The sequence below is a fragment of the Geomonas agri genome (assembly GCF_020179605.1).
Taxonomy (GTDB): domain Bacteria; phylum Desulfobacterota; class Desulfuromonadia; order Geobacterales; family Geobacteraceae; genus Geomonas; species Geomonas agri.
In genome coordinates this window covers 1,150,310-1,176,323 of the sequence record NZ_JAINZO010000001.1, presented here as the reverse complement: position 1 = coordinate 1,176,323, position 26,014 = coordinate 1,150,310, and the positions used below count along the sequence as shown (strand labels likewise).

The following is a 26,014-nucleotide window of genomic DNA, read 5'->3' as shown; positions in this document are numbered from 1 at the left end:
ATCCCGGCCATAAAACACGCTATGCCTGGTGATGACACTCACATCGAACTGGATCATGACCATTATAACTCTGTCGCTGATTTCCTGTCACTACTGGCTGAGTTCGGAGACTACACCTGCGTCACTGTGAGAAACGGTAACGGCTTGCCGGTTCGATATGCCAGTGCCTGGCATACCGCTATGAGCATGCCGTCCTGATCATGCACCTTTATATCGTAGCTGGCTGTTTTCCTGGTGCTGTTCACCTCACGTGCCTCGGCCCTGAGCCTCGCCCCTACCTCCGGACTCGCCACGTAATTCACCGAGACGTTGAGGGCAACGGTGACGCTGCCGACGGTCTGGCAGACGGTCTCGAAGGCTTCATCGATCAGCGAGAAGATCGCGCCTCCGTGGGCCCGGCCGAACATGTTGTTCATAGTCGCCGTATCGTAAGCCATCTCCACGGCAGAAAAACCGTCATCGAGTTCTACCAACTCCATCTTCAACGCCTGAGCGAAAGGTTCACTTTCAACCTGTCGAAAAATCGCCTCTTTCAGTTTCTCATCCATATCAATAACTCCTTTACGGTCATTTCAAGCCGCACCTGTTGGCGCAACCTAACACAGGGATGAGTCGGCTGCAAAGACAAATGACGCCGTTCCCGACACACGTCCGCTACCGGGAAGTAAGCCCCCTCCCGCCCTGTCACGCCACCTTGACAGGGCGGCATCCCACCCTATACTGTGAATTTATTTTAATTTTTCTCAATACACCGGCAGTCACAGGAGGCAAGGGATGCGCACCAACTTGAACCTCAGGGCCAAACTCCTCGTCGGCGTAGGCATCAGCAGCGTGGTGTCGGTTATCCTGGCAGTCACCGCTTTGTACGGCATGAGTGTCGCTGCCAGTAGCGCGGTAAGCCAGGCCGACGGACAAGTCGCTCGGACGCGGGCCATCGCTGAGATCGGGGCCGCGAGCGCCGTTGCCGGGCAGCGGCTGGCCGAGGCGCTGGCGAGCGGGGGGGTGACGGCAGCACGTTCCGAATTGAACGCCAGTGGAACTGCCGAGAAGACGATTGCCGAACAGCTTGCCAAGCTCAAAACTATGTCCGCCACAGACAAGGACAAGGCACTGCTTCAGGCTTTGTCTGCCAAGGTAGCCGCGGCGCAATCGGCTCGCAGCAGGGCTTCACAGCTGATAAACTTGGGAGACAAGGAGATGGCGCTCCAGGCGTTGCGGGACCTCAAGGGGCGCCGGGGCGAGGTCCAGGAAATGCTTGCGCAATTTGGCGCTGCCGTCACTGCCCACGAAGTCATTCAGGCCCAGGCTCCGGCAAGTGTGAGAAGCGCCCGGCTAACAATCCTCGCACTGCTATTGGTCGCCATCGGCGCCGCGTTTCTCAGTGCCCTGTGGCTGGACAGGAGCGTTACCGCTCCCCTCGAACTTGCCGTAGTTACCGCCGCGCGCATCGCGCAACGCGACCTGACGGCTAAGGTCGAGACCGACGATACTGCGAGAACAGGCCGGCTAATGGCTGCCATTGGCAGCATTTTGCAGCACCTGCGTGACGTAGTGACCCGAACCAGTGACATATCAAGCGGTATCGCAGCGTCATCGAGCCTGCTGCAGCGCAGTTCCGAGCAGATGGCAAGCGGGGCCGAACTGGTCGCCTGTCAGGCCCAGACGGTCGCCACCGCCAGTGAGCAGATGTCGGCCACATCCAACGAAATCGCGCTCAACTGCCACGAAGCTGCCCGTAACTCCAAGCAGGCCAGCAGCGCAGCGGAGACCGGGGCACAAGTGGTGGCTCAGACCGTGGAGGTGATGAATCGCATTGCCGACCGGGTCAACGCCACCTCGCGAACGGTAGAGAGTCTCGGCGCCCGTTCCGACCAGATCGGCGCCATCGTGGGCACCATCGAGGACATCGCGGACCAGACCAACCTGCTGGCCCTCAACGCTGCCATCGAGGCGGCCCGCGCCGGTGAGCAGGGGCGCGGCTTTGCGGTGGTCGCCGACGAGGTGCGAGCTCTGGCGGAGCGGACGACCAAGGCGACGCGGGAGATCGGCGAGATGATCAAGGCGATTCAAGGTGAAACGAAAGGAGCTGTGCTGGCGATGGAGGAAGGTGTGCGCGAGGTGCAGCAGGGGACCGAGGAAGCCGCCAAGTCTGGTGCGGCGCTGCAGGAGATCCTGGACCAGATCAACGCGGTAAGCATGCAGGTGAACCAGATCGCCACCGCGGCGGAGGAGCAGACTGCCACCATCAGCGAGATAACCGGCAATATCACCAGGATCTCCGAGGTAGTGCAGCTCACTGTCCAGGGATCCCAGGAATCGTCGATGGCTGCCGCCGAGTTGGCCAGCCTGTCCGACGATTTGGGCACACTGGTGACCCAATTCAAGGTGGCGTAGTGACCGGGGGGAGTTGCAGCTCCCCCCGGTAATGGTGCTAGCGCTTCATCAATCCGAGCTTGGACAGCACGTTGAAAAGCCCTTCCTTGGAAACCGGCTTCACCAGGTAGGCCGCCGACTGTGCGTTGCAGAAGGACTCCATGGCATCGTTAGAGGAATTCAGCGCGGTCAACATCACGATGTTCACCCGCTTGGCCGGTTTCTGCTCCTTCTCGATATGCCTGATCGCCTTGGCTGCATCGTGGCCGCTCATGCCCGGCATCATGATGTCCATGATCACCAGGTCAAACGGCTCGTCACTCGCCAGGGCGGCGTTGTATTTTTCGAGAGCCTCCATGCCGCTGGTGGCTTGGTGACAATCCGCCGTCGCGCTAAGCAAGGTGGCGACAAAGTCACGGCAAAAAGCCTCGTCATCTACTATCAAGCACTTCATAGCTCTCCCCCAGTTCTTGGTGTGTGTTCAGCCCCAGACACTCCTTCGGGAGTGTTTTGCCCTGCGGCACTTTTCTCTATCGGCTCATGGGAACCATTCTTTAGCTCGATAATAAAAAAAAGGGCCTGCTGGGGCTGGACGTTTTTTGTAGGGCAGGCAAGAAAAGACGGAATGTCGGCTGGCTGGGAAAAGAGAGACCAGCAACTAATTACCTAGAAACCAGGAAATGACAGTGTGCAGGGCTTTGGGGAGGGTGAAGGACAGGGGGCAGGCCGGAGGCCTGCCCCTTCTCGGTTACATGAGCAGGCGCACCGGGTTTTCCAGCACGTCCCGCAGTTCAACAAGGAACTGTGCGGCGTAGGCTCCGTCAACGACACGATGGTCAGCCGAAAGGGTGACTTTCATAACCTTGGCGCTGGCCAGCACGCCCGAGCGCAGCACCGGGACGTCGACCACGGCCCCAACCGCGAGCACCGCCGCCTGGGCAGGCGGGATCACGGCACTGAAGCTGCTCACTTGGAACATGCCTAGGTTGGAGACGGAAAAGGTTCCGCCATTCATCTCCTGTTCGGTTAGGGCGCCGGACCTTGAGCGCTGGACCAACCGCTCGGCTTCCTGGGCAATCGCCGGCAGGGAAAGATCCTGGCAGCCATGGATCACCGGCATGAGCACCCCCTCGGGGACCCCCACCGCCACGCTGACGTTCACTTCCCCGTGAAATTGCAAACCTTCCTGGCTAAAGCTCGCGTTCATCTGGGGGAACTTCACCAACGCGAGCGCCACCGCCTTGACGATGATGTCGTTCACGGTGATGCGCATGCCACTTTGTTTCAACTGGCGCCGCACCGATTCCGCATCGTCCATGGCAATGTCCATGGTGACGGTGAAGTGGGGGATATGCGCCCATGATTCTGCAACGGTTTTGGCAACCGCCGCCCTCAGCCTGGACATCGCCTTCACTTCCTGTACCAGCCTTGGCCCCTGGGCCCTGGTCTCGGTGGGCGCGGCTTCAACCGTCGGCTGAACCGCCTGCACCTGTGGCTGGCCTTCAGGCTGCGCCGCACGTCCGGCCTCGCCCCCCTGCGCAGGCTTGCCCCCCTCCCCATCCTGCTCCAGGTCCTGGAGCAGGATGCGTCCGTCCGGGCCGGTGCCCCGCACCCGGGCCAGGTCGATGCCGAGTTCCCTGGCGCGGCGGCGTACCACCGGCGCGGCCCGTTCTCGTCCCGGGGCGATGGCCTCGGGTGCGGCCCCGCCGGGGGACGGTGCCCTAGTCTGGATGTATTGCGTGGGCGCACCCGGGGATTCCGCTGCCGGCTGGGTCGTGTCCTCTCCAGGAACAGGAGGTGCGGCCGGAGCCTGGTGTTCCCCCTCCTGAACCTCGAGATCCTCCTTCCGGGCCGGCTCCGTTTTGGGCGCGGCGCCCCCATGCCCCTGCTCAGCCGATGCCCCCTCGGCCGCCTCGGTCCCCTGTCCCTGCGTCTCCTCTTGGGTCTGTGGGGCGGCCTCTGGCTCGCTAACACCGGCCGACAGCGGACCCGCTTCAGCAGAGGGGGCACTACCACTCTTTTCACCGGCCTTGCCGACCACGGCGATCACCGTCCCGACCCGCACCATTTCGCCGGGCTGGACCTTGATTTCCAGCATCACTCCAGGCACAAAGGCTTCGAGTTCCATGTTCGCCTTGTCGGTTTCCACCTCAGCGATCACCTCTCCGCGGCGCACCTCGTCTCCTACCCGCTTCTTCCAACCGACCAGCCTCCCCTCGGTCATGGTATCGGAGAGTTTAGGCATGACGATCTCGTTCATGGCGGCTCCTCAGTATGGTTCGTTAAGAAGGTCATGTACGCCCTGCACGATCCCTTCCAGCTGCGGGATGCAGAGCTTTTCTATCTTGCGCGAATAGGGCATCGGCACGTCCAGCCCGGATATGCGACTCACCGGTGCAAGCAGTGTGTCGAAGCACCCCTCGTAAATACGGGATGCGATATCCCCCCCAAGCCCCGCGCTTTTCCAGCACTCCTCGATGACCAGGGCTCGCCCGGTCTTGCGCACCGAGGCGAGTACCGTCTCCATGTCCAGGGGTACCAGCGTGCGCAGGTCGATCACCTCGCAGGAAACTCCCTCCTTTGCCAGTTGCAGCGCGGCCTGCAGTGCCAGGATGGCCATTCTTCCGTACCCTACCAGGGTCACCTGGTTCCCTTCATTCATCACAGCCGCCTTGCCGAACGGAACCAGGAACTCCGGGTCTTCCGGAACCTCATCCTTGCTATTGTAAAGAAGTTCGTGCTCCAGGAAGATGACCGGGTTGTCGTCGCGGATGGCCGTTTTCAGGAGTCCCTTGGCATCCGCCGGCGTCGCCGGGTAGGCCACCAGCATGCCTGGGCAGTGCATGAAATAACTTTCCAGGCTCTGCGAGTGCTGGGCACCGAGTTGGCTCCCCCCGCCCCCCGGCATGCGGATCACCATGGGGACCTTCGTTTGTCCCCCGAACATGTAACGCACCTTGGCCATATGATTCACGATCTGGTCCATGGCGAGCAAGGCGAAGTTCACCGTCATCAGTTCGGCCACCGGGCGCACCCCGGCCATGGCGGCGCCGACCGCAACCCCGACGATGGTGTTTTCGGATATCGGGCAGTCCCGTACCCGCAACTCCCCGAACTCGGACAAAAGCCCCCGAGTCACCTTGAAGGCCCCCTCGTACAGCGCCACGTCTTCGCCGTAGGTAACAACCGTCTTGTCGCGCCGCATTTCCTCTTTGAGCGCCAGGTTGATGGCGTCCCGATAGGTCATTTCAGCCATACATCATCTCCGTTAGCGCAGGTAATGTAACTTTTCGCAACACAAGGTTCCAATACTATCAAAGCATTAACCGAACACAACGATGGAGACATCAAATTCGGGCAGTTGCAGCTCACGGGATCATGTCTACACAACCACTAAGCAAAAGTCTTGCAACGACACAGCAAGTACGATAGGTTCGCAGGCATGAATTTGGTCATGAAACGGTCGACATCGCGAATAAACCTGCTGGCGTTGGTTCTGGCCGTCGCAGTCTTCTTTGTCTCTCAAGGGATCATCGTACCGAATCCGTGGTGCGACACTCCCCTGCTGTCCGCCAAACACCTGGCTCACAGTTCCCACGATGCCTGCCTGCTCCACTCCACAAAGGGGCACCAGTCGCTCAAAGCGGCCCACGCATCTCCACTGGCGGCATTGGCAGTAGCTTGTGCCAAGTTGCCCAGCCTCATCGGCACCAAGACCGTATCCGCCCTCCCCACTTTCACCTTCGTCTCCGCTGATCGCGCTACCACTCCAGCCAGAGCTCCTCCGGTTTCCTAGCACATCTTCCCTATCCTTATACAACCGGCCCAAAAACGACCAAGCTAGTTATCCCGCGCAAACCAGCGCCCAGAGGGAGATTAGCCTGACTTCCGTTCGCTCAGGCGGCGCTGCACGTCCAGGTGCTACCGCGGTGCGTCCGTGCGTCCGTGCGTCCGTGTGCGTCCGTGTACATCGTGCGACGTCCTGCGCCATTGCGCGACTTTGCCACCATTGGGCCGGCATCTTCCGCGATAAGTCGCTGTCCAACTGTCAGGACCGGGGATCTCCCCGGTACTAGGAGCTATGACTATGCAATTCGTCAGTAACACCAAGATAGACTTCACCGGCAAGTGCAAGATGAGCTTTGCAATCTCAGCGGTTATCACCAGCATCGGCCTCTTCGGGGCACTCCAGATCGCAACCAACAAGGCCAATATGGGGATCGACTTCTCCGGCGGGACCTCGGTCCAGGTTGCATTCAGCCGTCCAGTCGGGCAGGAAAAGGTGCACAAGGCCCTGTCGGCGGAGTTGCACAAGGAGGTCAACCTCCAGGAGATCAGCGGCGGTAACCGACTCCTGATCAAGGTCGGTAAGTCCGGTACGGAATCACTAAACGTGGCTGACACCATAACCGGCCGGTTGCGTACTGAGTTCCCCGACAACACGTTCGTGGTTGAAAGCTCCAACGAAGTGGGTCCATCCATCGGCGACAAGCTAAAGAAAGACACACTGCAGGCTGTGGCACTCTCCATGGTTGGCATCATTCTCTACATTGCCTGGCGCTTCGACTTCAACTTCGGAATAGGAGCCGTGGCGGCCACACTGCATGACGTCTTGGCCATGATCGCGCTGTTCTATCTCCTCGATAAAGAGGTCAACCTCCTTTTCATCACTGCCATTCTGACCATCGCCGGGTATTCTTTGACAGACACGGTGGTGATCTTCGACCGTATCAGAGAGAACCTGAACAAGTCGGTACTGGAAGCAAAGGGGGAACTGTTCAACCGGAGTATCAACGAAGTACTCCCGCGAACCATCATCACCTCGCTCACCACGTTCTTGGCCGCCATATCGTTATATCTTTTCGGGGGCGAAGCCATTGGCGATTTCGCCCTGGCCCTCGTTGCCGGCATCGTGATTGCGACCTATTCCTCCATCTTCATCGCAAGCCCGATCGTTTTGCAACTGGAGCGAAGGGACGAGGCGAAAAGGCAGACCCGCGGTGAAACACCCGGGGCGCCGGAGAGTGATAACACTCAAAGGAGAACCTGATGCACGATCTCAACCTGATCATGACCGTTACCGGCGGCTTCGTCGCCGCCCTGTGCTTCGGCTACCTGGCGCACCGGATCGGTCTATCTTCCATAGTCGGATTCCTGCTGGCGGGAATCGCCGTTGGTCCCTACACGCCGGGGTTCGTGGCGGACCGGCACATGGCTGAACAGTTCGCTGAAATCGGCGTGATTCTGCTGATGTTCGGGGTTGGCCTCCAGTTTCACTTCAAGGAACTGCTGGAGGTAAAACGCGCAGCCGTCCCCGGTGCACTGGGCCAGAGCGTGGTGGCGACCCTTTTGAGCGCAGCGGTTGCGGTCGGGCTGGGATGGAGTTGGCCAGCCGGTATCATCTTCGGCCTGGCAGTGTCGGTGGCGAGTACCGTCGTCCTGCTGCGGGTCCTGGTCGACAACAACGAACTGCACACCCCCGCCGGGCACATCGCTGTCGGCTGGCTCGTCGTCGAAGACCTGCTGACCGTCTTTTTGCTGGTGATACTACCGGTCCTCTTCGGGCCGCAGGCAACCGACGGCGGCAGCATCCCTGCCGCCGTCGGACTGGCGTTGCTGAAGATCTCGCTGCTGATCGTTGTCACCTTCTGGGGGGGCGGCAAGGTGATCCCGCGTATCCTGGAGCACGTGGCGGAAACCCACTCCCGCGAACTGTTCACCCTGACCGTGCTGGTGCTGGCCTTGGGAATCGCGGTGGCGTCGGCAAAATTCTTCGGCGTCTCCATGGCGTTAGGCGCCTTCTTGGCGGGCATGGTGGTGAAACAGTCCGACTTCAGCTTCCGTGCAGCGACCGAGGCGCTGCCGATGCGGGACGCCTTTGCCGTATTGTTCTTCGTCTCCGTTGGCATGCTGTTCGATCCTGCCCACCTCATGCAGCAGCCTGGCCTCGTGCTCACCGTACTGGCCATCATCATCATTGGTAAGCCCCTTGCCGCCGTAGCCATCATGTTTGCCCTTGGCTACGCCCCACGGGTAGCCCTGTCGGTTGCCTTCGCCCTGGCGCAGATCGGGGAGTTCTCCTTCATCCTGGCTTCGGTAGGGAGGGACCTCGGGGTGCTGGAAGAAAGCGGCGCCAACACCCTCGTCGCCGCGGCCATTATCTCCATCAGCTTGAACCCGCTTCTGTATCGCACCATCCCTTGGCTTGAGCGACAGGCGAAAGGGACACGGCTGTGGCAATGGCTGGAGAGACGCTCCCGCCCTGATTATGCCGGCGAACGCGTCGATGGGACCATCTCCTGGAGCAGCGATCGCGCTATCGTAGTCGGCTACGGCCCCACAGGCAAAACCCTGGCGAGCCTTTTGTCGGAAAACGGCATCGAACCGTTCATCGTGGAAATGAACCTGCACACGGTGCGGCAACTGCAACAGGAAGGAGTAGGTGCCCTGTACGGCGACGCTACCCTCAGGGAGACCCTTGATGCGGCCGGGCTCGGACAGTCCGTGGCGCTGGTACTCACCTCGGCGGGGATGCGTGGCGAAGAGGAGGTGATCCGGTTGGCACGGCAGCTAAACCCGCAGCTGCGCATCCTGGCCAGGACCAACTACCTCAGGGACATGCCGACGTTGTACCGTGCCGGAGCCAACGCAGTCTTTTCAGGGGAAGGAGAGATCGCTCTGAACATGACCGAGCACATGTTGCGGGGGTTGGGGGCGACCGACGAGCAGATCGACCGGCAGCGTGATCGGGTCCGTGCTGAGTTGGCCTCAGTCGGCAACTGAATGAAGTGCCAGCCGGTTTTAACCGAGGGGCTAAAGGGGTTTTATGCAGAGAAGCGGGCGGCATGGCTGAAAAGGCAGGAATGGCGCCCCGGGAAGGGGCGCCATCAGGTGGGCGTCAAACGTAGATATCCTCCCATACCGTGGGGTCCTCAGGCCAGGGGGACTCCTCGGCGAAGCGAACGCTTTCCTCGACCCGAGCCAGGCAGCGCTTGGTGATTTCGTCCAGGTGCTCCTGGGTTGCTATCCCCTCCTCCAGGAGCCGGCGCGACAGGTTGACGATCGGATCGCGGCTTTTCCAGACATCGGTCTCGGAGGAACTGCGGTACTTCGCGGGGTCGGACATGGAATGGCCGCGGAAACGGTAGGTGACAGCCTCGATGAAGTAGGGACGCTGCCGCTCCCTCACCCACTCCGCGGCCCGCTTGGTGGCTTGGTACATGGCAATCACGTCCATGCCGTCCACTTTTTCACTGGGGATGTCGTAGCCGCAGGTGCGCCGGTGCAGCGCCGCCTGGGCTGACGCGCGGTGGACCTCGGTGCCGATCCCGTAAAAGTTGTTCTCACAGACGAACAGCACTGGCAGGTCCCAAAGGCGTGACCAGTTCAGCGACTCGTGAAAGGTCCCCTGATTCATGGAGCCGTCGCCGAAGAAGCACGCAGTGACACGGTCCTCCTCGAGCAACTGGCTCCCCCATGCAAGCCCGGTGGCGATGGGGAACTGCCCTCCCACGATGGCGTACCCGCCCATGAAATTTAGCTCCGGCGCGAACAGGTGCATGGACCCCCCCTTCCCTTTGCAGAGGCCGGTCGCCTTGCCGAAGAGCTCGGCCATCACCTTTTTCGGATCGGCGCCGCGCACGATGGCCTGGGCATGGTCGCGGTAGGCAGAGAGAATGTAGTCTTTTCCCTGCAGCCCGGCCGTGCAGCCGACGGCGACCGCCTCCTGCCCAGAGTACAGGTGCAGAAAGCCAGTGATGTGCCCCTTGGAGTACTGCTCTGCGCAGCTCTCCTCGAACTCGCGGCAGAGCACCATCTGCTCGTAGAAACCAAGCAGTTCTTCCTCGGAGAGCAACTCCCTCAGGGTGTCAGCCATGGTTCTCCTCCTTTACTGAATTGAGCAGTCCACCAGCCACCAGCTCGCGGCGTTCCCGCTCCGATGCCTGCAAAATGGTCATGATCTCGGTACCGTTGACCTGGATCGGTACCACGGTGGCGCCGCTTCCGACCAACTCCCGCAGACGCGGGATGGTGATGCGGTCCCCCTGCTTGATGCGGTCGTAGTCGGCTGGGTCTTTGAAGACCAGCGGCACGATGCCGAAGTTGATCAGGTTGGAGCGGTGGATCCTGGCGAAGCTCTTGGCGATCTTCACCCTGATGCCCAAGTAGCGCGGAGCAAGTGCGGCATGCTCGCGCGATGATCCCTGGCCGTAGTTTTCACCTCCCACAACGGCGCCGTCACCTTTCTCGGCGGCTCGCACAGCGAATTCCGGGTCGGCCTGTTCGAAGACGAACTTGCTGATAGCCGGGATGTTGCTGCGGAACGGGAGCACCTTGTTGCCCGCCGGCATGATGGTGTCGGTGGAGATGTTATCCCCGACTTTGATGATCACCTCGACGTCGAGCTGGTCCGGCAGCGCCGGGAACTCGGGGAACGGGACGATGTTGGGCCCGGTGACGATCTCCACCGAGCTGCCGTCTTCGGGCGGGTACTGGATGCCCGAGTCGTCCACCAGGTAGCGGACCGGGTTCCGCACATCCGGCCAGGGGAGCAGTTCCGAGAGCTTGCGCGGGTCGGTAACCACGCCGAAGACGCCCGCAGCGGCAGCGGTTTCCGGTGAGCAGAGGTAGACCCGGTCTTCCTTGGTGCCGCTGCGCCCCGGAAAGTTGCGCGGGAAGGTGCGCAGCGAGACCTGGTTGGTGCCGGGCGCCTGCCCCATGCCGATGCAGCCCAGGCAACCGGGCTGGTGCACCTGACCGCCGGCGAGCAGGAGCATCATGAAACCGCCCTGGGCCACCACGTTCTCCAGCACCTGCCGGCTGCCAGGATTGATGTGGAAGGTGAGGCCCGATGCGATACGGCGCCCTTCAAGGATGCGGCAGACGGTCATCAGGTCGCGGAAGGAAGAGTTGACCGAACTCCCCACGATGACCTGGTCCACCTTGAGTCCCTCGATCTCGGAGACCGGCACCACGTTGTCCGGTGACGACGGGCAGGCGATCAACGGCACCACCTGGGACAGGTCGATCTCGTCGTGTTCGTCGTAGGTCGCGTCCGCGTCAGCGCAAAGCTCGCGCCAGACATCGGCACGCCCCTGTGCCTCCAGGAAGGCACGAGTGTTCTCGTCGCTTGGGAACACGGTCGTGGTCGCGCCGAGCTCCGCCCCCATATTGCCGATGGTGGCGCGATCGGTGGCCGACAGGGTGGCGACGCCAGGACCATAATATTCAATTATCTTCCCTACCCCGCCCTTCACCGTGTGGCGCCTAAGCAGTTCCAGGATCACGTCCTTCCCCGAAACCCACGGTTGCAACTGCCCGGTCAGCTTCACTCCGAAGATTTTCGGGCAGGTGAGGTGGAAGGGGTACCCCGCCATGGCAAGGGCCACGTCGAGTCCGCCCGCACCGATGGCGAGTTGCCCGAGCCCCGCGGCGGTAGGGGTGTGCGAGTCGGCTCCAAGGAGCGTGGTGCCGGGTACGCCGAATCGTTCCAGGTGCACCTGGTGCGAAACGCCGTTGCCCGGCTTGGAGAGGTTGACCCCGAACTTCTGCGCCGCAGTGGCGAGGAAGACGTGGTCGTCAGCGTTCTTATTATCGGTCTGCAGAAGGTTGTGGTCGACGTACTGCGCCGCCAGCCCTACCTTGATCCTGGGGATACCGGTGGCCATGAATTCCAGCATGGCCATGGTGCCGGTGGCGTCCTGCAAGAGGGTCTGGTCGATCCGGATCGCGATTTCCCGCCCCGGCACCAGTTTCCCCTCAACCAGGTGTTCCTTCAATATCTTTCTTGCCAGATTGTCTCCCATCTTAGCCTCCAAAAGCCGCGGGTTGCCACGGCAGGGGACTGGCTCCGCAGGTGCCTGTCCCCCTGATCAGCCGATGCTGGAGTCCTCCATTAATTCCTTCAGTACGACTGCGTTGTTGTGCTCCTCGTCCTTTGCCGCGTAGAGCAGGGTCAGCGTCTTGCCTGCGGCAAGTGCAACGAGTTCTTGGAGCAGCGCCCCCTGCCCCGCCAGTTCGTGGCGGTAGCGCTGCCGAAACTGCTGCCATTTTTCCGGGTCGTGACCGAACCAGTGCCGCAACTCGTCCGAGGGAGCAAGTTCTTTCTCCCAGCGGTCCAGGTGCGCCTTGTCCTTGGAGATGCCCCGCGGCCAGAGCCGGTCTACCAGCACGCGCACGCCGTCTTGCGCGGACGGCTCGTCGTATATTCTCTTGAGTCGGATCATGGCCTCACCCCGTGAATGGGTGCAGCCCCGCCATAACCCGCTGCAAGCTCTGCTTGACCGTGACCGAGAGCTCGTTCAGTTGGCTGTTCCCCACCAGGGAGAGCCCAGCAACGGGATCCATCACCATCACCACGGTGCGTGACTCGCTTACCGAGTAGACGGCCACGTTGCAGGGAAGCAGCGTGCCGATGTCTATCTCCACGCCGAAGGCCTGGTACGCCAGACCGGGGTTGCAGGCCCCGAGGATGTGGTAGTTACGGAACTCCTTGTCGAGCTTCTCCTTGAACTTCTGCTTCACGTCGATCTCGAACAGCACCCCGAATCCTTCCCGCTGCAACTCCTGATGCACTCTCGGGAGTGCATCGGCAAAGGGGAGCGCCATGGTGATGCCAAAGGCGTATGGGGTCGTCAGCGGCTTCGACTCTTGTGCTTCCATTGCTTCCGCTCTTTCTTTCAAGCTGATCACCTCTCTTTGAATTTGCTCCGGCAGGTCGCTGCGGATCATGCGTTCGGCTTGGTCGTCCTTGGGCGCCCAATCGACCTCTATGGTCAGCACCTGCGGAGCCACCGGGCTTTGCACCGATGATGGCACCACACGGTTCACCACACGTCCAGTGAAAAGGGGGTGTTCCAGGAGAAAGTAGCGTACCTCGCCGTGAGTCTTGTCGAGGACCACTTTCTCCGTAATCAGCAGCCCCTCCCCCTTTATCTCGCGAAGCAGACCGTTGCCGTAGTGCTGCAGGGTGCGCGACTGGGTCACCCCCGGCAGGTAGGAATGCGGCTGTTCCATTTTCTCGATAAGAAGCTTCCATACGGTATCAAGCGCAGCGTGTACTTCACAGCTATGAGAGATTTTGCGCATGGCGTGCACCTCCCGCTCACTCTGCCCCGCAGGGCTCATTAGATATTGTATCCCCCAAGTGGAATAACTGGAATACTTTACCCGATTGTCGAGGGGCGGCAATGACCGCAGCAGGCTTTTTCATGGGAAAATGGCCGAAAAATAATACCCTCTTGCTGCCGGCCAACAAGGGCGTGAACAGATGCGGCCAGGTTGTCGGCAAGGGAAGCTACGACTTGTGTTGGACGGAAATCTCAACTAAGATAGCGCGCGGAACAGCGCGACTAGCCTCAGGAGGAATAGGAATGGAAAAGTGTGCCTTCATTACAGGAGCATCTTCGGGATTTGGAGCCGCCTGCGCACGTGCGCTGGCCGATCTGGGCTGGAAACTGGTACTGACGGCCCGGCGCGCGGACAAACTGCAGGCACTCAAACAGGAACTTGCCGGCAAGACGCAGGTGCACACGCTGACGCTGGACGTGCGCGACGGCGAGGCCGTGGCCGCTGCCTGCGCCGGGCTGCCGCCGGAATTCGCGGAAGTCGACCTGCTGGTCAACAACGCCGGTTTGGCCCTGGGGCTAGAACCGGCGCACCAGGCGTCGCTTGAGGATTGGGAGACCATGGTGGACACCAACGTGAAGGGAGTGATGTACTGCACACGCGCCATCCTCCCAGGGATGGTGGCCAGAAATCGTGGCCACGTCGTCAATATCGGCTCAGTGGCTGGAAGCTGGCCCTACCCCGGCGGCAACGTCTACGGAGCCACCAAGGCCTTCGTGCAGCAGTTCTCCAGGAACCTGCGCGCCGACCTGCTGGGCACCGCGGTGCGGGTCACCAACATTGAACCAGGCATGGCTGAGACCGAGTTTTCCAAGGTCCGCTTCAAAGGGGAAGACGAAAAGGCGCAACGGGTCTACACCGGAACCGAACCGCTGCGAGCGGAGGATATAGCCGACATCGTGGTGTGGGTGGCCTCGGTGCCGGCCCGGGTCAACATCAACAGCGTTGAGGTGATGTCGGTGCACCAGGCCTGGGGACCGCTGGCGGTGCACCGGTCGTAGAAGCTTCATCTTTTTGGGTGGGATTTCCCCCTCTCCCTCCTGGAGAGGGCGGGGTGAGGGGGGTGCCACAAAGCGACCGTGTAACCGGAGGTAGCAGCCTCACCCGGCCTTCGGCCACCCTCTCCCGGGGGGAGAGGGGATTGCACCAAGCCCTGGCGTTGAACGAGAAAGGGGAGCCCGTTCAATCGGTGCTCCCCTTTGCTAGTTATTCTCGTGCTCGTTCCGCAACGCCCCGGGCGTGCCGCCATCCATCAGATGGAGCGGCCAGGCTACTGTTCGCCGTTCCCCTCGGGACTCTCGTGGTGTCCCCCTTTTCCGTTCCCGTTCTGGCCGGTGTCTTTAAGAAAGTCGATGAATTCCTTGTCCAGCTTGTTGAAGTGGGAACGAAGCCATTCACACATCGCGGTGATGACGGCCACGATCATCAGGGTATTGTCCCCCTGCTCGGCGTGAAGCGTTTCTAGGCGCAACACCTCCCGGAAGAAGATCTCGTGCTGCGTCTTATGAGAATGATGGCCAGGATAGCCGGCTTCGAGCATCAGCTTCTCCTCATCCCGGAAGTGCCACCTCACGTACTTCTTCAAAAACCACATCAGCCTGCCGATCTCTTCGGCGCCCTTCCTGCTCTTGGCTCCCTTGAGCAGGTCGTCGACACGGCGTAGCAGTTCCTTGTGCTGCTTGTCCACCGCCTCGCTCCCCGTCGCCATGTCCTCGTGCCACTGCGTCAACATTTATCCCGTCTCCTTGTCACGCCACGGCAGCTGCAAGCGCCGCCGAAACCGCAGAACCGGTTTCTTGACCGGTTACACCTTAAATCGGCAGACATCCCTCTTTGCTTGAGGACTTTCGTTAAAAAAAAAGCCCCGGAGAAGCCCAGGGCCTTGAAAGTATTGTGTGCAAGGCGAAACTTACGCCCTTTTTTCCTCGTTCAACTGGACCACGTCGTCGCCTGCGGAGGCCTTCTTGAAGTTCTTGATGCTGCTCCCCAGTGCCTGACCGAGCTGCGGCAGCTTGGCGGGGCCGACAACCACGAGAGCTATCACGAGTACGATGATCATTTCCGGCATACCGAATCCAAACATTTACCTTCTCCTTTGAACTCCCGCGCCGGGGAGCTGTTGCGTTGACGCCTCTTGGTTCAGGCTGCCCCCTGGGCTAGGCCTGCGCTTTCTGTGCTTGCGCGACGGTGGGAAGGCTGTCGGTATTGCCCGGCCTTGCCTTGTCGCCGTTTCTCAACTCGTAGTATTCCTGCGGGGTGTTGATGTTGCTGAAGGAATCGAAGGCCGGGTCGAACCCGGCCACCTCGCTGGCGGGGATCTCGTTCACCTTCAGCTGCGGCAGGATGGAGACGATGCGCCGCTTCCCCTGCTCCAGGCACTGTTCCATGGCCGACAGCGCGCTTTTGTTGTACAGGGCGTGCAGCGGTTCGTAACCGTGGTCGCTCTTCGGGAGCACCAGGTCACAGTCGCCTCGGCGCCCGGCGATGTGCCTTATCAGGGCCGGGTCGAGGTGCGGCATATCGCAGGCGACGGTGAAGACGCTCGGGGTGTTGGCCTGGGCAAGCCCCGCGTGGATGCCGGCCAATGCCCCCATGCCCGGGTACAGGTCGGCTACCTTGCGGCAAGGGAGAAACTGGTACTGTTCCGGGGTGTTGGTCACCAGGATCACCTCGGGGAAGATCTCGGCGAGTTCCCGGTAGATGCTCTCGATGAAACGTCCCCCCTTGTGCGGCAGGAGCGCCTTGTTGCTCCCCATGCGGCTGGAAGCTCCCCCGGCAAGGATGACGCCAGTAACGCCGGCGATCTTCTCCGGGCCGGACGTGCTGATGGCTTCCGCATGGGTATAGACCTTGAAGCTGTCGGTGCGCACGTAGCCGACCAGGGTGATGCCGGCGTCCTCGGCCATCTTCACCGCCATGTCGGTTGGCGAGGTGCGCGAGGCGATCAGGTCGATCCCCAGCATCGAAGCCTTGGCGACCAGTTCGGTGGAGACGCGCCCCGAAGTAACCAATATGGTTCCAGCCAGCGAGATCCCCTTCAGCAGGGCCTCGCCGGCGATTCTGTCAATGGTGTTGTGGCGGCCGATGTCCTCAGCATGCAGGATGAGCGTGTCGCTCCCCACACCTGCGGAGTGCATCCCGCCGTGGTTCTTGTACCCTTCGCACTTCTGGGCCAGCTGGTTCATCAGTGCGAAGATGGTCTCGGGTGCGTGAACCCGGGACGGGCCGGACTTCTCGACCGGCTTGGGCATGTTGAAGCTGATGCCGGTGCCGCAGCCGGAAGTAAGTACCGGCTTGAGACGCTCGGGGAGTTCGCCGCGGATGGTGACGCTGGCGGCGCCGAAGTCTTGGCAGATGGCCAGCGCCAGGAAGTCGTCAACCTTGGAAACGAAGCCCTGCAGGCGCAGGAAACCGGCGACCAGGAAGCGCAGATCGTGGGGTGAAGCGATCAGGGTCGCCATCTCGCGCCCGTTCACCACCAGCTGCAGGGGGTACTCGTTGACCACCCCACCTTCCACCTGCTCCATGACGCCCTTCTTGAAACTGTAAATGGTTGCCACCTGCGGACTCCTTGAATCTGATCTGGCTTGAGCTTGTGCCGTCCCCCGCCCGGCCCCTCCCCCGCCATGGGCGAGAGAGGGGACTATGGGAGGGTTTCCTCGTACTTCTAAGCTGTTACTGCGTAAGATTCAAATGATTGCTGCAACTAGTACTAGGCCTTGGCCGCACCGTGAGCGTGGCCTTTCTCGGTTTTGTGGAAGTGGTCCGGAATCGAGTAGTCGACGGTCTCCGGATGGTGTTCGAAAATCGGGAAGTACTTGGCGATCAGCACGAAGAACAGGATGTGCGCAGCGATGATGCCGATGGTGACCAGGCTCTCGATGAAGGACGGGTAGTAGAAGGTACCCGGTGCTTCCATGCCGAACATGGAGACGTTGAAGCGGTTCAGGATGATGCCGGCGATCACCATCCAGGCAGCGGTGGCACGCAGGCGGCCGTCCTCACGAACCTTCCTGCTCATCAGCATGAAGAGCGGGATGATCATGCCGCCGACAACCTCGACCACGAAGAGCACCAGCAGGCCGGGACGGTTGAAGAGCGGGCCCTGGGTCAGGGCGAACAGCGAGAAGAACTTCACGGTCAGGTACACGGTGATGACCCAGGGGAGGATCTTTGCCAGGGTCTCAAGCAGTTCGCCCTCGTCCGGCTGCCCCATGTACTTGTGGCTCATAGTGGCCTCCACGATGATAATGGAGATACCGGCGCACATTGCGGAAAGCCAGAACAGCAGCGGCAGCAGAGGGTTGTACCAGAGGCTGTGCAGCTTATCGACCGCGATCAGGAAGAAAGTGCCCAGCGAGGACTGGTGCAGGGTCGAGATGGAGGCCGCGGCGACAACCAGCGGCATCTCCAGGGTGCGTAGCAGACGCATCGGCACGTGGTAGCCGAACTTCTCGCACACCGGCGACAGGAACTCGAGGAAGAGCACCGTGGTGTACGCCATGACGCACATGGAAACCTCGAACATCGGGGAGTGCGGGTTCCAGTACACCAGGGTGTGCCAGCCGCGCTGCGGCTGCCCCAGGTCGAGCAGCAGACCGACGCAGACCAGGGAGTAACCGAGGAAGCCGGTCACGATGGCCGGACGTACCAGCGGCTCGAGCTTCTTGATGTGGAAGCAGTGCACGATGGCCCCGAGGGTGAAGGCGCCCGCCGCGAGCGGTACCGCGGTGACGACGTCGAAGGAGATCCAGAGGCCCCACGGGAAGGTGTCGTTAAGGTTGGTGGTGACACCCAGGCCGAACACGAAGCGGGCCAGGGAGGCGAGCGCGCCCAGCGCCACCAGGACGATCAGGAACTGCACGAAGCGGTGGTAGCCCTTGATCTCGTTAGCGATTATCTTTGCAGCGGTCATCTAGCTCTCCTCCTTCGGCGTAGCGCCGGATTTTCTCTGCTCCTCTTCCTTGGCGATCCTCTCCTTCCTGTGGTTGAACCAGGAAAGCAGCGACAGCGAGCTGCCGACGGTGAGGAAGATGCCCGGGACCAGACGCAGTGCCTGCCAAGTGTAGGACGGGAGCGGACGCTTGGTGACCGGTTTGAAGCCGAGTTCGTCGAAGGGAAGCGCGGTCAGGTAGATGACCGAGGTGCCGCCCGCCTCTTCCGAGCCGTAGAGCTTCTTCAGGTACTTCTCGGGACGCGCCGCGATCCTCTTGTTGGCTTCCTTGATCATGTCCTCGCGGTTGCCGTAGGTGATGGCGGAGACGCAGGTGGTGGCGCAGGCCGGCTTCAGCCCTTCCTTCACCCTGGAGTAGCAGCCGGTGCACTTTCTCACCAGCGGCAGCGCCTTGCTCCACTCGTACTTGGGCACCCCGAACGGGCAGGCGACCATGCAGAAGCGGCAGCCGATGCAGCGATCCGCGTCGTAGGTAACCGGGCCTTCCTTGGTCTTCTTGAAGGCGCCTACGGGGCAGACCGATGCGCAGGCCGGCTCGTTGCAGTGCATGCACATCTCTTTGTAGAAGGCGAACTCGTTCTGCCCGTTCTTCTCGTAGTCCCGGAACTTAATGCGGGTAAAGGTGTATTCCGACATGAGCGGCGGATTCTGGTAGCCTTCGCCTGTGAAGAACTCAGTCTTCTCTGCGCCCAACTGGTTCCACTGCTTGCAGGCGACCTGGCAACCGCGGCAGCCGGTGCACTTGGTCATGTCGATCAAGAATGCTTTGCTTTTGTTGAAATCTTGGTTCTCGCTGCTCATGCGCGTTTACCCCCTTTCTCGATGTTGCAGAGGAATGCCTTGAATTCGGGGATGCTTGTGTTCGCGCAACCGACCGACGGTGTAAGGACGTTGCCGGAGTCGCCGGTAGCCAGACCTGCATAACCGAAGTGCCAGGGGAGACCAACCTGCTCAACTTCTTTCCCCTGCACGCTGAACGGCTTCAGCCTGGAAGTGACCAGTGCTTTCGCCTCGATGGAACCGCGCTCGCTGGTTACCTTCACCATGTCGCCGTTGTTGATCCCCTTGGCGCGGGCGAGCGTCTGGGAAATCTCGACGAACATGGTCGGGACCAGTTCCACCAGCCAGGGGAGCGAACGGGTCATGGCGCCTGCCTGCCAGTGCTCGGTCATCCTGTAGGTGGTGCCGACGTACGGGAACTTCGCCGTATCGCTGGTCATGTTGGCCGGAATCTTGACGGCCGGGTTGGTCTGGGTCTTGGAAAGAAGGTTCTTGGCCGGGCTCTCGATCGGCTCGTAGTGCTCGGGGAACGGACCGTCCTTCATGTCCAGTGCGTAGAGACGGCCATGGCCTTCCGCCAGCATGATGAAGGGGTACTTTCCTTCCTTGTCGTCCTTCATCGGCGGCCAGGGACCGTCGGGCACGTCGCCTTTCCACTTCTTCTCGAGAGCGTCCCAGGTGATGACGACGCGTTTCGGGTTGAACGGCTCACCGGCCGGGTTGACCGAGGCGCGGTTGTAAATGATGCGGCGGTTGACCGGCCAAGCCCAGGACCATTTCGGGTACATGCCCAGGCCGGTCGGGTCGGCGAGGTCGCGACGCGCCATCTGGTTGCCTTCCTTGGTGTAGGAACCGCAGTAGATCCAGCAGCCGGAGACGGTGGAGCCGTCATCCTGCAGGTACTTGAACATCGGGACCTGGTCACCTGCCTTGAACTCCAGGGTCTTGTCCTTGTCGACGATGGTCATGTCCTTGGTGAAGTAGCCGTTGATCTCCTTGGCCACCATGTGCACTTCCGGCTCGTCACCCTGGCCGTAGTTCCAGGAGAGCTTGGTGATCGGCTCCGGGAATGCGCCACCCTTCTCGTAGGCCTTCTTCATGCGCTTTGCGAACTGGTTCAGGATCCAGAGGTCGCTCTTGGCGTCGCCAACCGGCTCGGCTGCCTTGTAGCGCCACTGCGCCCAGCGGCCGGAGTTGGAGATGGAACCTTCCTTCTCGACGGAGGAGGCTGCCGGCAGCATGAAGACCTCGGTCTTGATGTCCTTCGGGTTCACACCGGGGCGCTTCCAGAAGATGGAGGTCTCGGTCTCCCAGAGGTCGACGGTGACCAGCCAGTCCAGCTTGCCCAGGGCCTCGCGGGTCTTGAGGGAGTCCGGGCCGCCCACAGCCGGGTTCTGGCCCATGCAGACCAGGCCCTGCAGCTCACCCTTGCCCATCTTCTCCATCAGCTTGGTGAAGGAGTAGTTCCCGCTTCTCTTGGGAAGGTAGTCGTAGCAGAAGTTGTTTTCCTTGGTGGCGTTGTCGCCGTACCAGGCTTTCAGGAGGCTCACGGTGTACTTCGGGGTGTTGCCCCACCAGTTGGCGCTCTTGGGATCCTTGGTCTTCGGGGTCCACTTCTCCAGGTATGCCTTGAGGTCGACGTTGTCGAACTCCGGGGACTTCAGGTAGCCCGGCAGCAGGTGGAAGAGCAGACCGTAGTCGGTCGAGCCCTGGACGTTGGACTCACCGCGCAGCGCGTTGACGCCGCCGCCGGCGATGCCGATGTTGCCCAGAAGCATCTGCAGCATGGCGGTGGCACGGACGTTCTGGGAGCCGTGGGTGGACTGGGTGATGCCCATGGCGTAGAGGATGGTGCCCGCCTTGTCGGCGCGGCCGGTGGAGCAGTAGGCCTTGGCGACGGCGAGGTAATCTTCCTTCTTGGTGCCGGTGATGTTGCAGACCATGTCCACGGTGTAGCGGGAGTAATGCTTCTTCAGGAGCTGGTACACGCAGCGCGGGTCCTTCATGGAGTGGTCGCGCTTCGGGTTGCCGGAGCCGTCCAGGGCGTAGGCCCAGGCCTTGGCGTCGTAAGTCTTCTCCTGGTCGTCGAACGCGCAGAAGATGCCCTCGTTGAAGTCGTACTTGTCGTTCACGATGAAGGTGGCGTTGGTGTACTCGCGAACGTACTCCTCGTGAATCATGTTGTTCTGCAGCGCGTAGTTGATCATGCCGCCCAGGAAGGCGATGTCGGTGCCCGGACGGATCTGCGCGTAGTGGTCCGCCTTGGAGGCGGTCCTGGTGAAGCGGGGATCGACGGCGATCAGCTTGCCGCCCTGGTCCATGGCCGCCTCGATCCATTTCATGGAAATCGGGTGATTCTCGGCCGGGTTGCAGCCGATGGCGAGAATCGCGTCAGCGTTTCTCAGGTCGATCCAGTGGTTGGTCATTGCCCCACGTCCAAACGAAGCCGCCAGACCGGCGACTGTAGCGGAGTGTCATATTCGGGCTTGGTGTTCGAGGTTCGCGACCCCCATGGAGCGGGCGAACTTGCTCCAGAGGTAGCACTCCTCGTTATCGAGACCGGCGCCGCCCAGGAATGCCATCCCTTCGGTGCGGTTGACCACGTACTCCTTGTTGTCCTTCTTGTTGATCTCTTTGGCCTTGAAGGACTTGTCGCGCGTGTCCTTCATCTTCTGGGCGATGCGCTCCAGGGCCCAGTCCCACGACTTCTCTTCGAACTTGTCGCTACCGGGGGCGCGGTACATGACCTTCTGCAGGCGACGCTCGTTGTTGGCCACCTGGAACAGCGCGCTACCCTTCGAACAGAGTGCACCCTGGTTGATCGGGTGCTGGGTGTCCCCCTCGATGTTCACGATCTTGCCGTTCTTGGTATGCACCACAAGCCCGCAACCTACCGCGCAGAAAGGACAGATGGTGGTCGAGCTTTTCAGCCCCTTGGTGCGCATCTGCGGAGCGTCTGCGCCGCCCGCTTCCGCTTTTTTGCCGGAGAGGATCAGTGCCGCCGCAGCCGCCCCCCCCTGCAGAAACTCCCGTCGTGAAACTGCCATGTTGAATCTCTCCTTTTTCCATGATAAACGTCGTCGACGCTGGATAAGCACCGCGTATACGGCAATTGCCATGCCAGCGCGTAAACGTTTACTATAAAAATAGTTGTGTACCGTAAACCTTCGAAATGATAATGTTGTCAGCGCCAGTCGGGAATTTTAGAAAGATTGATATTAATTAACAAATGCGTCGTTTTGTCAAAATGTGTGACATTTTGTCCAAGACGACTCCTCCAGCAACGGCGCGGTAATGAAGCGAGGAACGCCCCAAAATGACACAAGAACGAATTCTCATCTGCGATGACGAGGAAGGGATCCTCATCTACCTGAAGAAGCTGTTGCAGACCCAGGGGTACTCCGTGGAGACCTTCAACGCCGGTGCACAGCTTTTGCGCCGGCTGCGTGAGGGGGATCTCGGCGACGCCGACCTGATCCTGCAGGACGTCAGGATGCCCGACCTGGACGGCATCAGCGTGCTCCAGGAGGTCAAGCAACTCAGGCCATCGCTTCCCGTCATCATCATGACCGCCTTCGGCACCATCGATGCCGCGGTGGAGGCCATCAAGCTGGGGGCCTACGACTACGTCACCAAGCCCTTCCCCAAGGAGAAGATCCTGAGCGTCCTGAAAAACGCCTTGGAGAAGGAGCAACTGCTGCAGGAGAACCGGGCGCTCAAGACCGAGTTGGGCAAGCCCATCCTGCAGGACGCCATCATCTTCAGAAGTGCCGTGTTCCAGGAGACCTACGACCTCACCTTGCAGGTGGCGGCCAGCGAGGCCAACATCCTGGTGCTGGGCGAGTCCGGCACCGGCAAGGAGCTCATCGCCGGCGCCATCCACTACAACAGCCCCCGGCGCGAGCGCCGTTTCCTCTCCATCAACTGCGCCGCCCTCACCGAAACGCTTTTGGAGAGCCAACTCTTCGGGCACGTGCGCGGCGCCTTCACCGGTGCCATCACGCACCAGAAGGGACTCCTGGAGGAGGCCGACGGCGGCACCCTGTTCATGGACGAGATCGGCGACATGAGCCTCCCCATCCAGGCAAAGCTCTTGCGCGTGATACAGGAGCGCGACTTCATCCCCGTGGGCGCGACCCGTGCCAAGAGCGCCGACATCCGCTTCGTGGCCGCCACCAACAAGGATCTCGAGGAGGAGGTGCGCGCCGGCAGGTTCCGCGAGGACCTCTACTACCGCCTCAACGTCATCAACATCCCCCTCCCCCCGCTGCGCGAGAGAAAGGACGACATCGAGCCCTTGGCCCAGCACTTCCTGAAGAAATACAGCCTCAAGATGAAGAAGGAGGTGACCGGCGTCACGCCGGAGGCGCTGCACATCCTGTGCGGTTACGACTGGCCCGGCAACATCCGCGAGCTGGAAAACGTTATGGAGCGCGCAGTCATCCTGGCCCGCACCCCGCTGGTGACCCCCAAGGAACTCCCCATCTGGCGTAGGCAACAAAAAGCTGCTGCGGCACCAGCCGAGCCACAACTGGTGTCTCTGGAGAACATGGAGAAAGCACACATCGAGCGCACCCTGCTCGGCACGGGCTACCACAAGAGCCGTTCCGCCGAGATCCTGGGGATTTCCAGAAAGACACTCGATCGCAAGATCGCGGAATACGAGATCACCATCCCCTCATGAATATCCCTAGGCTCCGTTTTCCAATCAAGACCAAGCTCACGGTCGCCACGCTGATCCCGCTGGCGATCGCCATCCTGATCTGCTGGATGGCCGGCGTCTTCATCCTGAGCGCTAAGGTGGCCGCCCAAGCCCAGGAGAAGGTGCGCTACGACCTCTCAGTCGCTCGGGAGGCCTACCTGAACGAGTTGACTCGTCTCTACGATGCCGTAAAGCTCTCCGCCTCCTTCGGCAGGACCTCCGAGACCGTCATCGCCGCCGACCAGCGTGCCTTGGCCGCCACCCTTTCGCCGGTGCGCAAAAGCGAGCACCTGGACGTTTTGGCCGCGGTGGACGCCTCGGGCAAGGTTATCTTCCGGGCCAATAACCCGAAGCAGTTTGGCGACGACAAAATGCGTAACCAGTTCATAGTGAGGGCGCTCAAGGGAGAGCTGGTGAGCGGCACCACCATCATCCCGACTGCGGAACTGACACTGGAGGGTGAGGAACTGGTGCGCCAGGCGCACGTCCAGGTTGCCGGGACCAAGTCCGATCCGACCCCGCCAACCCCGCTCAACGGCGCCATGTTCCTCTTTGTTGCTGCCCCGGTGCGGGACCAGGCCGGCAACGTGGTGGGCGCTCTCTACGGCGGCGTTTTGTTGAACAACAACAAGAAGCTGGTGGACAAGATCAAAACCGTCGTCTACGAAGGGGCCAAGTCCAACGGCCGCGACGTGGGCAACTCGACCATCTTCCAGGGCGACGTCCGGATCGCCACCAACGTCCCCAATACCGACGGCAGCCGCGCCATCGGTACCAAGCTCTCGGCACCGGTGTACGACCGCGTCCTCCTGAAAGGGGCGAAGTGGGTGGGACGGGCATTCGTGGTCAACGACTGGTACCTGACCGCTTACGAGCCGATCCTGTCGCTGCAAGGGGTCCCGATAGGTGCGCTCTACGTGGGGATGCTGGAGAGCCACTACTCTGCGGTCAAGACCGACATGGCCGTCCTCTTGAGCTTCGTGCTTCTCTTGAGCGGACTGACCGGGGTGTCCATGTCCGGCTTCCTTGGGAGGAAGCTGGCGCAGCCGATCAAGGAACTGGAGCTCTTGACGCGGCGGGTGGCGGCGGGCGAGCGGGACGTGAAGAGCACCATCGACTCGCGCGATGAGATCGGCGACCTGGCCGAGCGCTTCAACGACATGAGCCAATCGCTCGCCGAGCGCGAGGACAGCATCATCGAGCTGAACCGGAACCTGGAGCAGAAGGTGCAGCTGAGGACCGCTGAACTGGAGGAGAAGAACCGGCTCCTGGTGCAGACGCGCGAGGAGTTATTGCGGGTCGAGAAGTTAGCCGCCATCGGCGAGCTGGCGGCGGGCGTTGCCCACGAGATCAACAACCCCATGGCCATCATCCGTGGCAACACCGAGCTTTTGCAGCTTTCCGTCCCCGAGGACGCGCCCAACCGGGAGGAGGTGGACACCATCTTCCAGCAGGTGAAGCGGGTGGAGCGGATCGTGTCCAACCTGTTGAAGTTCGCCCGGCGCGAGCAGATGGAGCGCGGCGAAGTGCCCCTGAACGAGCTGTTGCACGAGATCGTGGGGCAGATCGGTCACCAGGTTTCCCTGGAGAAGATCAAGGTATTCGAGTTCTACGCGGAGGAAGTTGCCGTCATCGAAGGGGACCAGGACCAGCTACGGCAGGTGTTCACCAACCTGATCCTGAACGCGGTACAGGCGATGCCCGACGGGGGCGTACTCGACATCAGGAGCGCGCCAGTGGGGAGTGGGGACAACTACGAAGTGAAGATTTCCGACACCGGGGTGGGGATCCAGTTGGAGAACCTGAGGCAGGTGTTCAACCCCTTCTACACGACTAAGGCCAACGGCACCGGGTTGGGATTGTCGGTCAGTTACGGCATCATCAGGGAACACGGCGGTTGCATCGACGTGGAGAGCGTACCAGGCCGCGGCAGCAGTTTCACCGTGCTGCTCCCCTGCGAGCACTAACCACCCTCTCCCTCCCACAAAAAACAGTTTTTAATCAGCTGCAAAATGCCATCGGGTCCACGGGGTCCACTGCGGCCATGTCGTCCACCAAAAGCGTGCACGCCAGGCCAC

General features: G+C 61.2%; 21 protein-coding genes. 7 read left to right on the top strand and 14 right to left on the bottom strand.

The window, feature by feature from the left end:
• Positions 1-110 precede the first annotated feature (110 nt).
• A complete protein-coding gene (locus K7R21_RS05105; protein WP_224982197.1) occupies positions 111-548 on the bottom strand; it encodes a PaaI family thioesterase in 438 nt (145 codons plus the stop codon).
• Between the two features lie 226 nt (positions 549-774).
• On the opposite strand from K7R21_RS05105, the gene K7R21_RS05100 reads away from it, so the two are divergent.
• Positions 775-2,394: a methyl-accepting chemotaxis protein gene (locus K7R21_RS05100; protein WP_224982196.1), complete on the top strand. Its 1,620-nt coding sequence runs from the start codon at positions 775-777 to the stop codon at positions 2,392-2,394.
• Between the two features lie 37 nt (positions 2,395-2,431).
• On the opposite strand, the gene K7R21_RS05095 is transcribed toward K7R21_RS05100, so the two are convergent.
• The 3 genes from K7R21_RS05095 to K7R21_RS05085 form a co-directional block, all read right to left on the bottom strand.
• Complete coding sequence (locus K7R21_RS05095) at positions 2,432-2,827, bottom strand: response regulator (RefSeq protein ID WP_183346240.1); 396 nt, start codon at positions 2,825-2,827, stop codon at positions 2,432-2,434.
• Between the two features lie 294 nt (positions 2,828-3,121).
• Positions 3,122-4,633, bottom strand: coding sequence for a 2-oxo acid dehydrogenase subunit E2 (locus tag K7R21_RS05090; RefSeq protein WP_224982195.1), 1,512 nt, complete (start codon positions 4,631-4,633; stop codon positions 3,122-3,124).
• A gap of 9 nt (positions 4,634-4,642) precedes the next feature.
• On the bottom strand, positions 4,643-5,629 hold the full coding sequence (locus K7R21_RS05085) for an alpha-ketoacid dehydrogenase subunit beta (RefSeq protein WP_224982194.1): 987 nt from the start codon (positions 5,627-5,629) through the stop codon (positions 4,643-4,645).
• Positions 5,630-5,827: 198 nt separating this feature from the next.
• Between K7R21_RS05085 and K7R21_RS05080 the strand changes: the two genes are divergently transcribed.
• The 3 genes from K7R21_RS05080 (at position 5,828) to K7R21_RS05070 (ending at position 9,156) form a co-directional block, all read left to right on the top strand.
• Entirely contained in the window at positions 5,828-6,169 is a 342-nt protein-coding gene (locus K7R21_RS05080; protein ID WP_224982193.1) for a hypothetical protein, read from the top strand.
• A gap of 291 nt (positions 6,170-6,460) precedes the next feature.
• Positions 6,461-7,423: a protein translocase subunit SecF gene (secF, locus tag K7R21_RS05075; protein WP_224982192.1), complete on the top strand. Its 963-nt coding sequence runs from the start codon at positions 6,461-6,463 to the stop codon at positions 7,421-7,423.
• Entirely contained in the window at positions 7,423-9,156 is a 1,734-nt protein-coding gene (locus K7R21_RS05070) for a cation:proton antiporter (RefSeq protein ID WP_224982191.1), read from the top strand. The genes secF and K7R21_RS05070 overlap by 1 nt, the downstream gene beginning before the upstream one ends.
• 115 nt (positions 9,157-9,271) lie before the next feature.
• On the opposite strand, the gene pdhA is transcribed toward K7R21_RS05070, so the two are convergent.
• The 4 genes from pdhA to K7R21_RS05050 all read right to left on the bottom strand — a co-directional run bounded on the left by pdhA (position 9,272) and on the right by K7R21_RS05050 (position 13,461).
• A complete protein-coding gene (pdhA, locus tag K7R21_RS05065; RefSeq protein WP_224982190.1) occupies positions 9,272-10,249 on the bottom strand; it encodes a pyruvate dehydrogenase (acetyl-transferring) E1 component subunit alpha in 978 nt (325 codons plus the stop codon).
• The gene (locus K7R21_RS05060) at positions 10,242-12,179 is read right to left on the bottom strand and encodes an aconitate hydratase (RefSeq protein WP_224982189.1); all 1,938 of its coding nucleotides are present in this window, start codon (positions 12,177-12,179) and stop codon (positions 10,242-10,244) included. Before K7R21_RS05060 ends, pdhA begins: the two co-directional genes overlap by 8 nt.
• A 66-nt stretch (positions 12,180-12,245) precedes the next feature.
• Positions 12,246-12,599: a DUF488 domain-containing protein gene (locus K7R21_RS05055; RefSeq protein ID WP_224982188.1), complete on the bottom strand. Its 354-nt coding sequence runs from the start codon at positions 12,597-12,599 to the stop codon at positions 12,246-12,248.
• Between the two features lie 4 nt (positions 12,600-12,603).
• Complete coding sequence (locus K7R21_RS05050) at positions 12,604-13,461, bottom strand: DUF302 domain-containing protein (RefSeq protein WP_224982187.1); 858 nt, start codon at positions 13,459-13,461, stop codon at positions 12,604-12,606.
• A gap of 284 nt (positions 13,462-13,745) precedes the next feature.
• Here K7R21_RS05050 and K7R21_RS05045 point away from each other — a divergent pair, with 284 nt between their 5' ends.
• Positions 13,746-14,501: an SDR family oxidoreductase gene (locus tag K7R21_RS05045; protein ID WP_224982186.1), complete on the top strand. Its 756-nt coding sequence runs from the start codon at positions 13,746-13,748 to the stop codon at positions 14,499-14,501.
• Positions 14,502-14,770: 269 nt separating this feature from the next.
• On the opposite strand, the gene K7R21_RS05040 is transcribed toward K7R21_RS05045, so the two are convergent.
• From K7R21_RS05040 to fdnG, 6 genes are all read right to left on the bottom strand, one after another.
• On the bottom strand, positions 14,771-15,232 hold the full coding sequence (locus K7R21_RS05040; protein WP_224982185.1) for a bacteriohemerythrin: 462 nt from the start codon (positions 15,230-15,232) through the stop codon (positions 14,771-14,773).
• A 177-nt stretch (positions 15,233-15,409) separates the two neighbouring features.
• Positions 15,410-15,583, bottom strand: coding sequence for a twin-arginine translocase TatA/TatE family subunit (gene tatA / locus K7R21_RS05035; RefSeq protein WP_224982184.1), 174 nt, complete (start codon positions 15,581-15,583; stop codon positions 15,410-15,412).
• Between the two features lie 73 nt (positions 15,584-15,656).
• Positions 15,657-17,060 (bottom strand): formate dehydrogenase accessory sulfurtransferase FdhD, encoded by a 1,404-nt coding sequence (fdhD, locus tag K7R21_RS05030; RefSeq protein WP_224982183.1) that lies wholly within the window; start codon positions 17,058-17,060, stop codon positions 15,657-15,659.
• Between the two features lie 152 nt (positions 17,061-17,212).
• Positions 17,213-18,415 carry an NrfD/PsrC family molybdoenzyme membrane anchor subunit gene (nrfD, locus tag K7R21_RS05025; RefSeq protein ID WP_224982182.1) on the bottom strand — a complete coding sequence of 401 codons (1,203 nt, stop codon included), beginning with the start codon at positions 18,413-18,415 and terminating at the stop codon, positions 17,213-17,215.
• Entirely contained in the window at positions 18,416-19,255 is an 840-nt protein-coding gene (locus tag K7R21_RS05020) for a 4Fe-4S dicluster domain-containing protein (protein ID WP_224982181.1), read from the bottom strand.
• A complete protein-coding gene (gene fdnG, locus K7R21_RS05015) occupies positions 19,252-22,281 on the bottom strand; it encodes a formate dehydrogenase-N subunit alpha (RefSeq protein WP_224982180.1) in 3,030 nt (1,009 codons plus the stop codon). Before fdnG ends, K7R21_RS05020 begins: the two co-directional genes overlap by 4 nt.
• A gap of 269 nt (positions 22,282-22,550) precedes the next feature.
• Here fdnG and K7R21_RS05010 point away from each other — a divergent pair, with 269 nt between their 5' ends.
• Complete coding sequence (locus tag K7R21_RS05010) at positions 22,551-23,918, top strand: sigma-54-dependent transcriptional regulator (protein WP_224982179.1); 1,368 nt, start codon at positions 22,551-22,553, stop codon at positions 23,916-23,918.
• Positions 23,915-25,903, top strand: coding sequence for a cache domain-containing protein (locus K7R21_RS05005; protein ID WP_224982178.1), 1,989 nt, complete (start codon positions 23,915-23,917; stop codon positions 25,901-25,903). Before K7R21_RS05010 ends, K7R21_RS05005 begins: the two co-directional genes overlap by 4 nt.
• Positions 25,904-26,014: the final 111 nt, after the last annotated feature.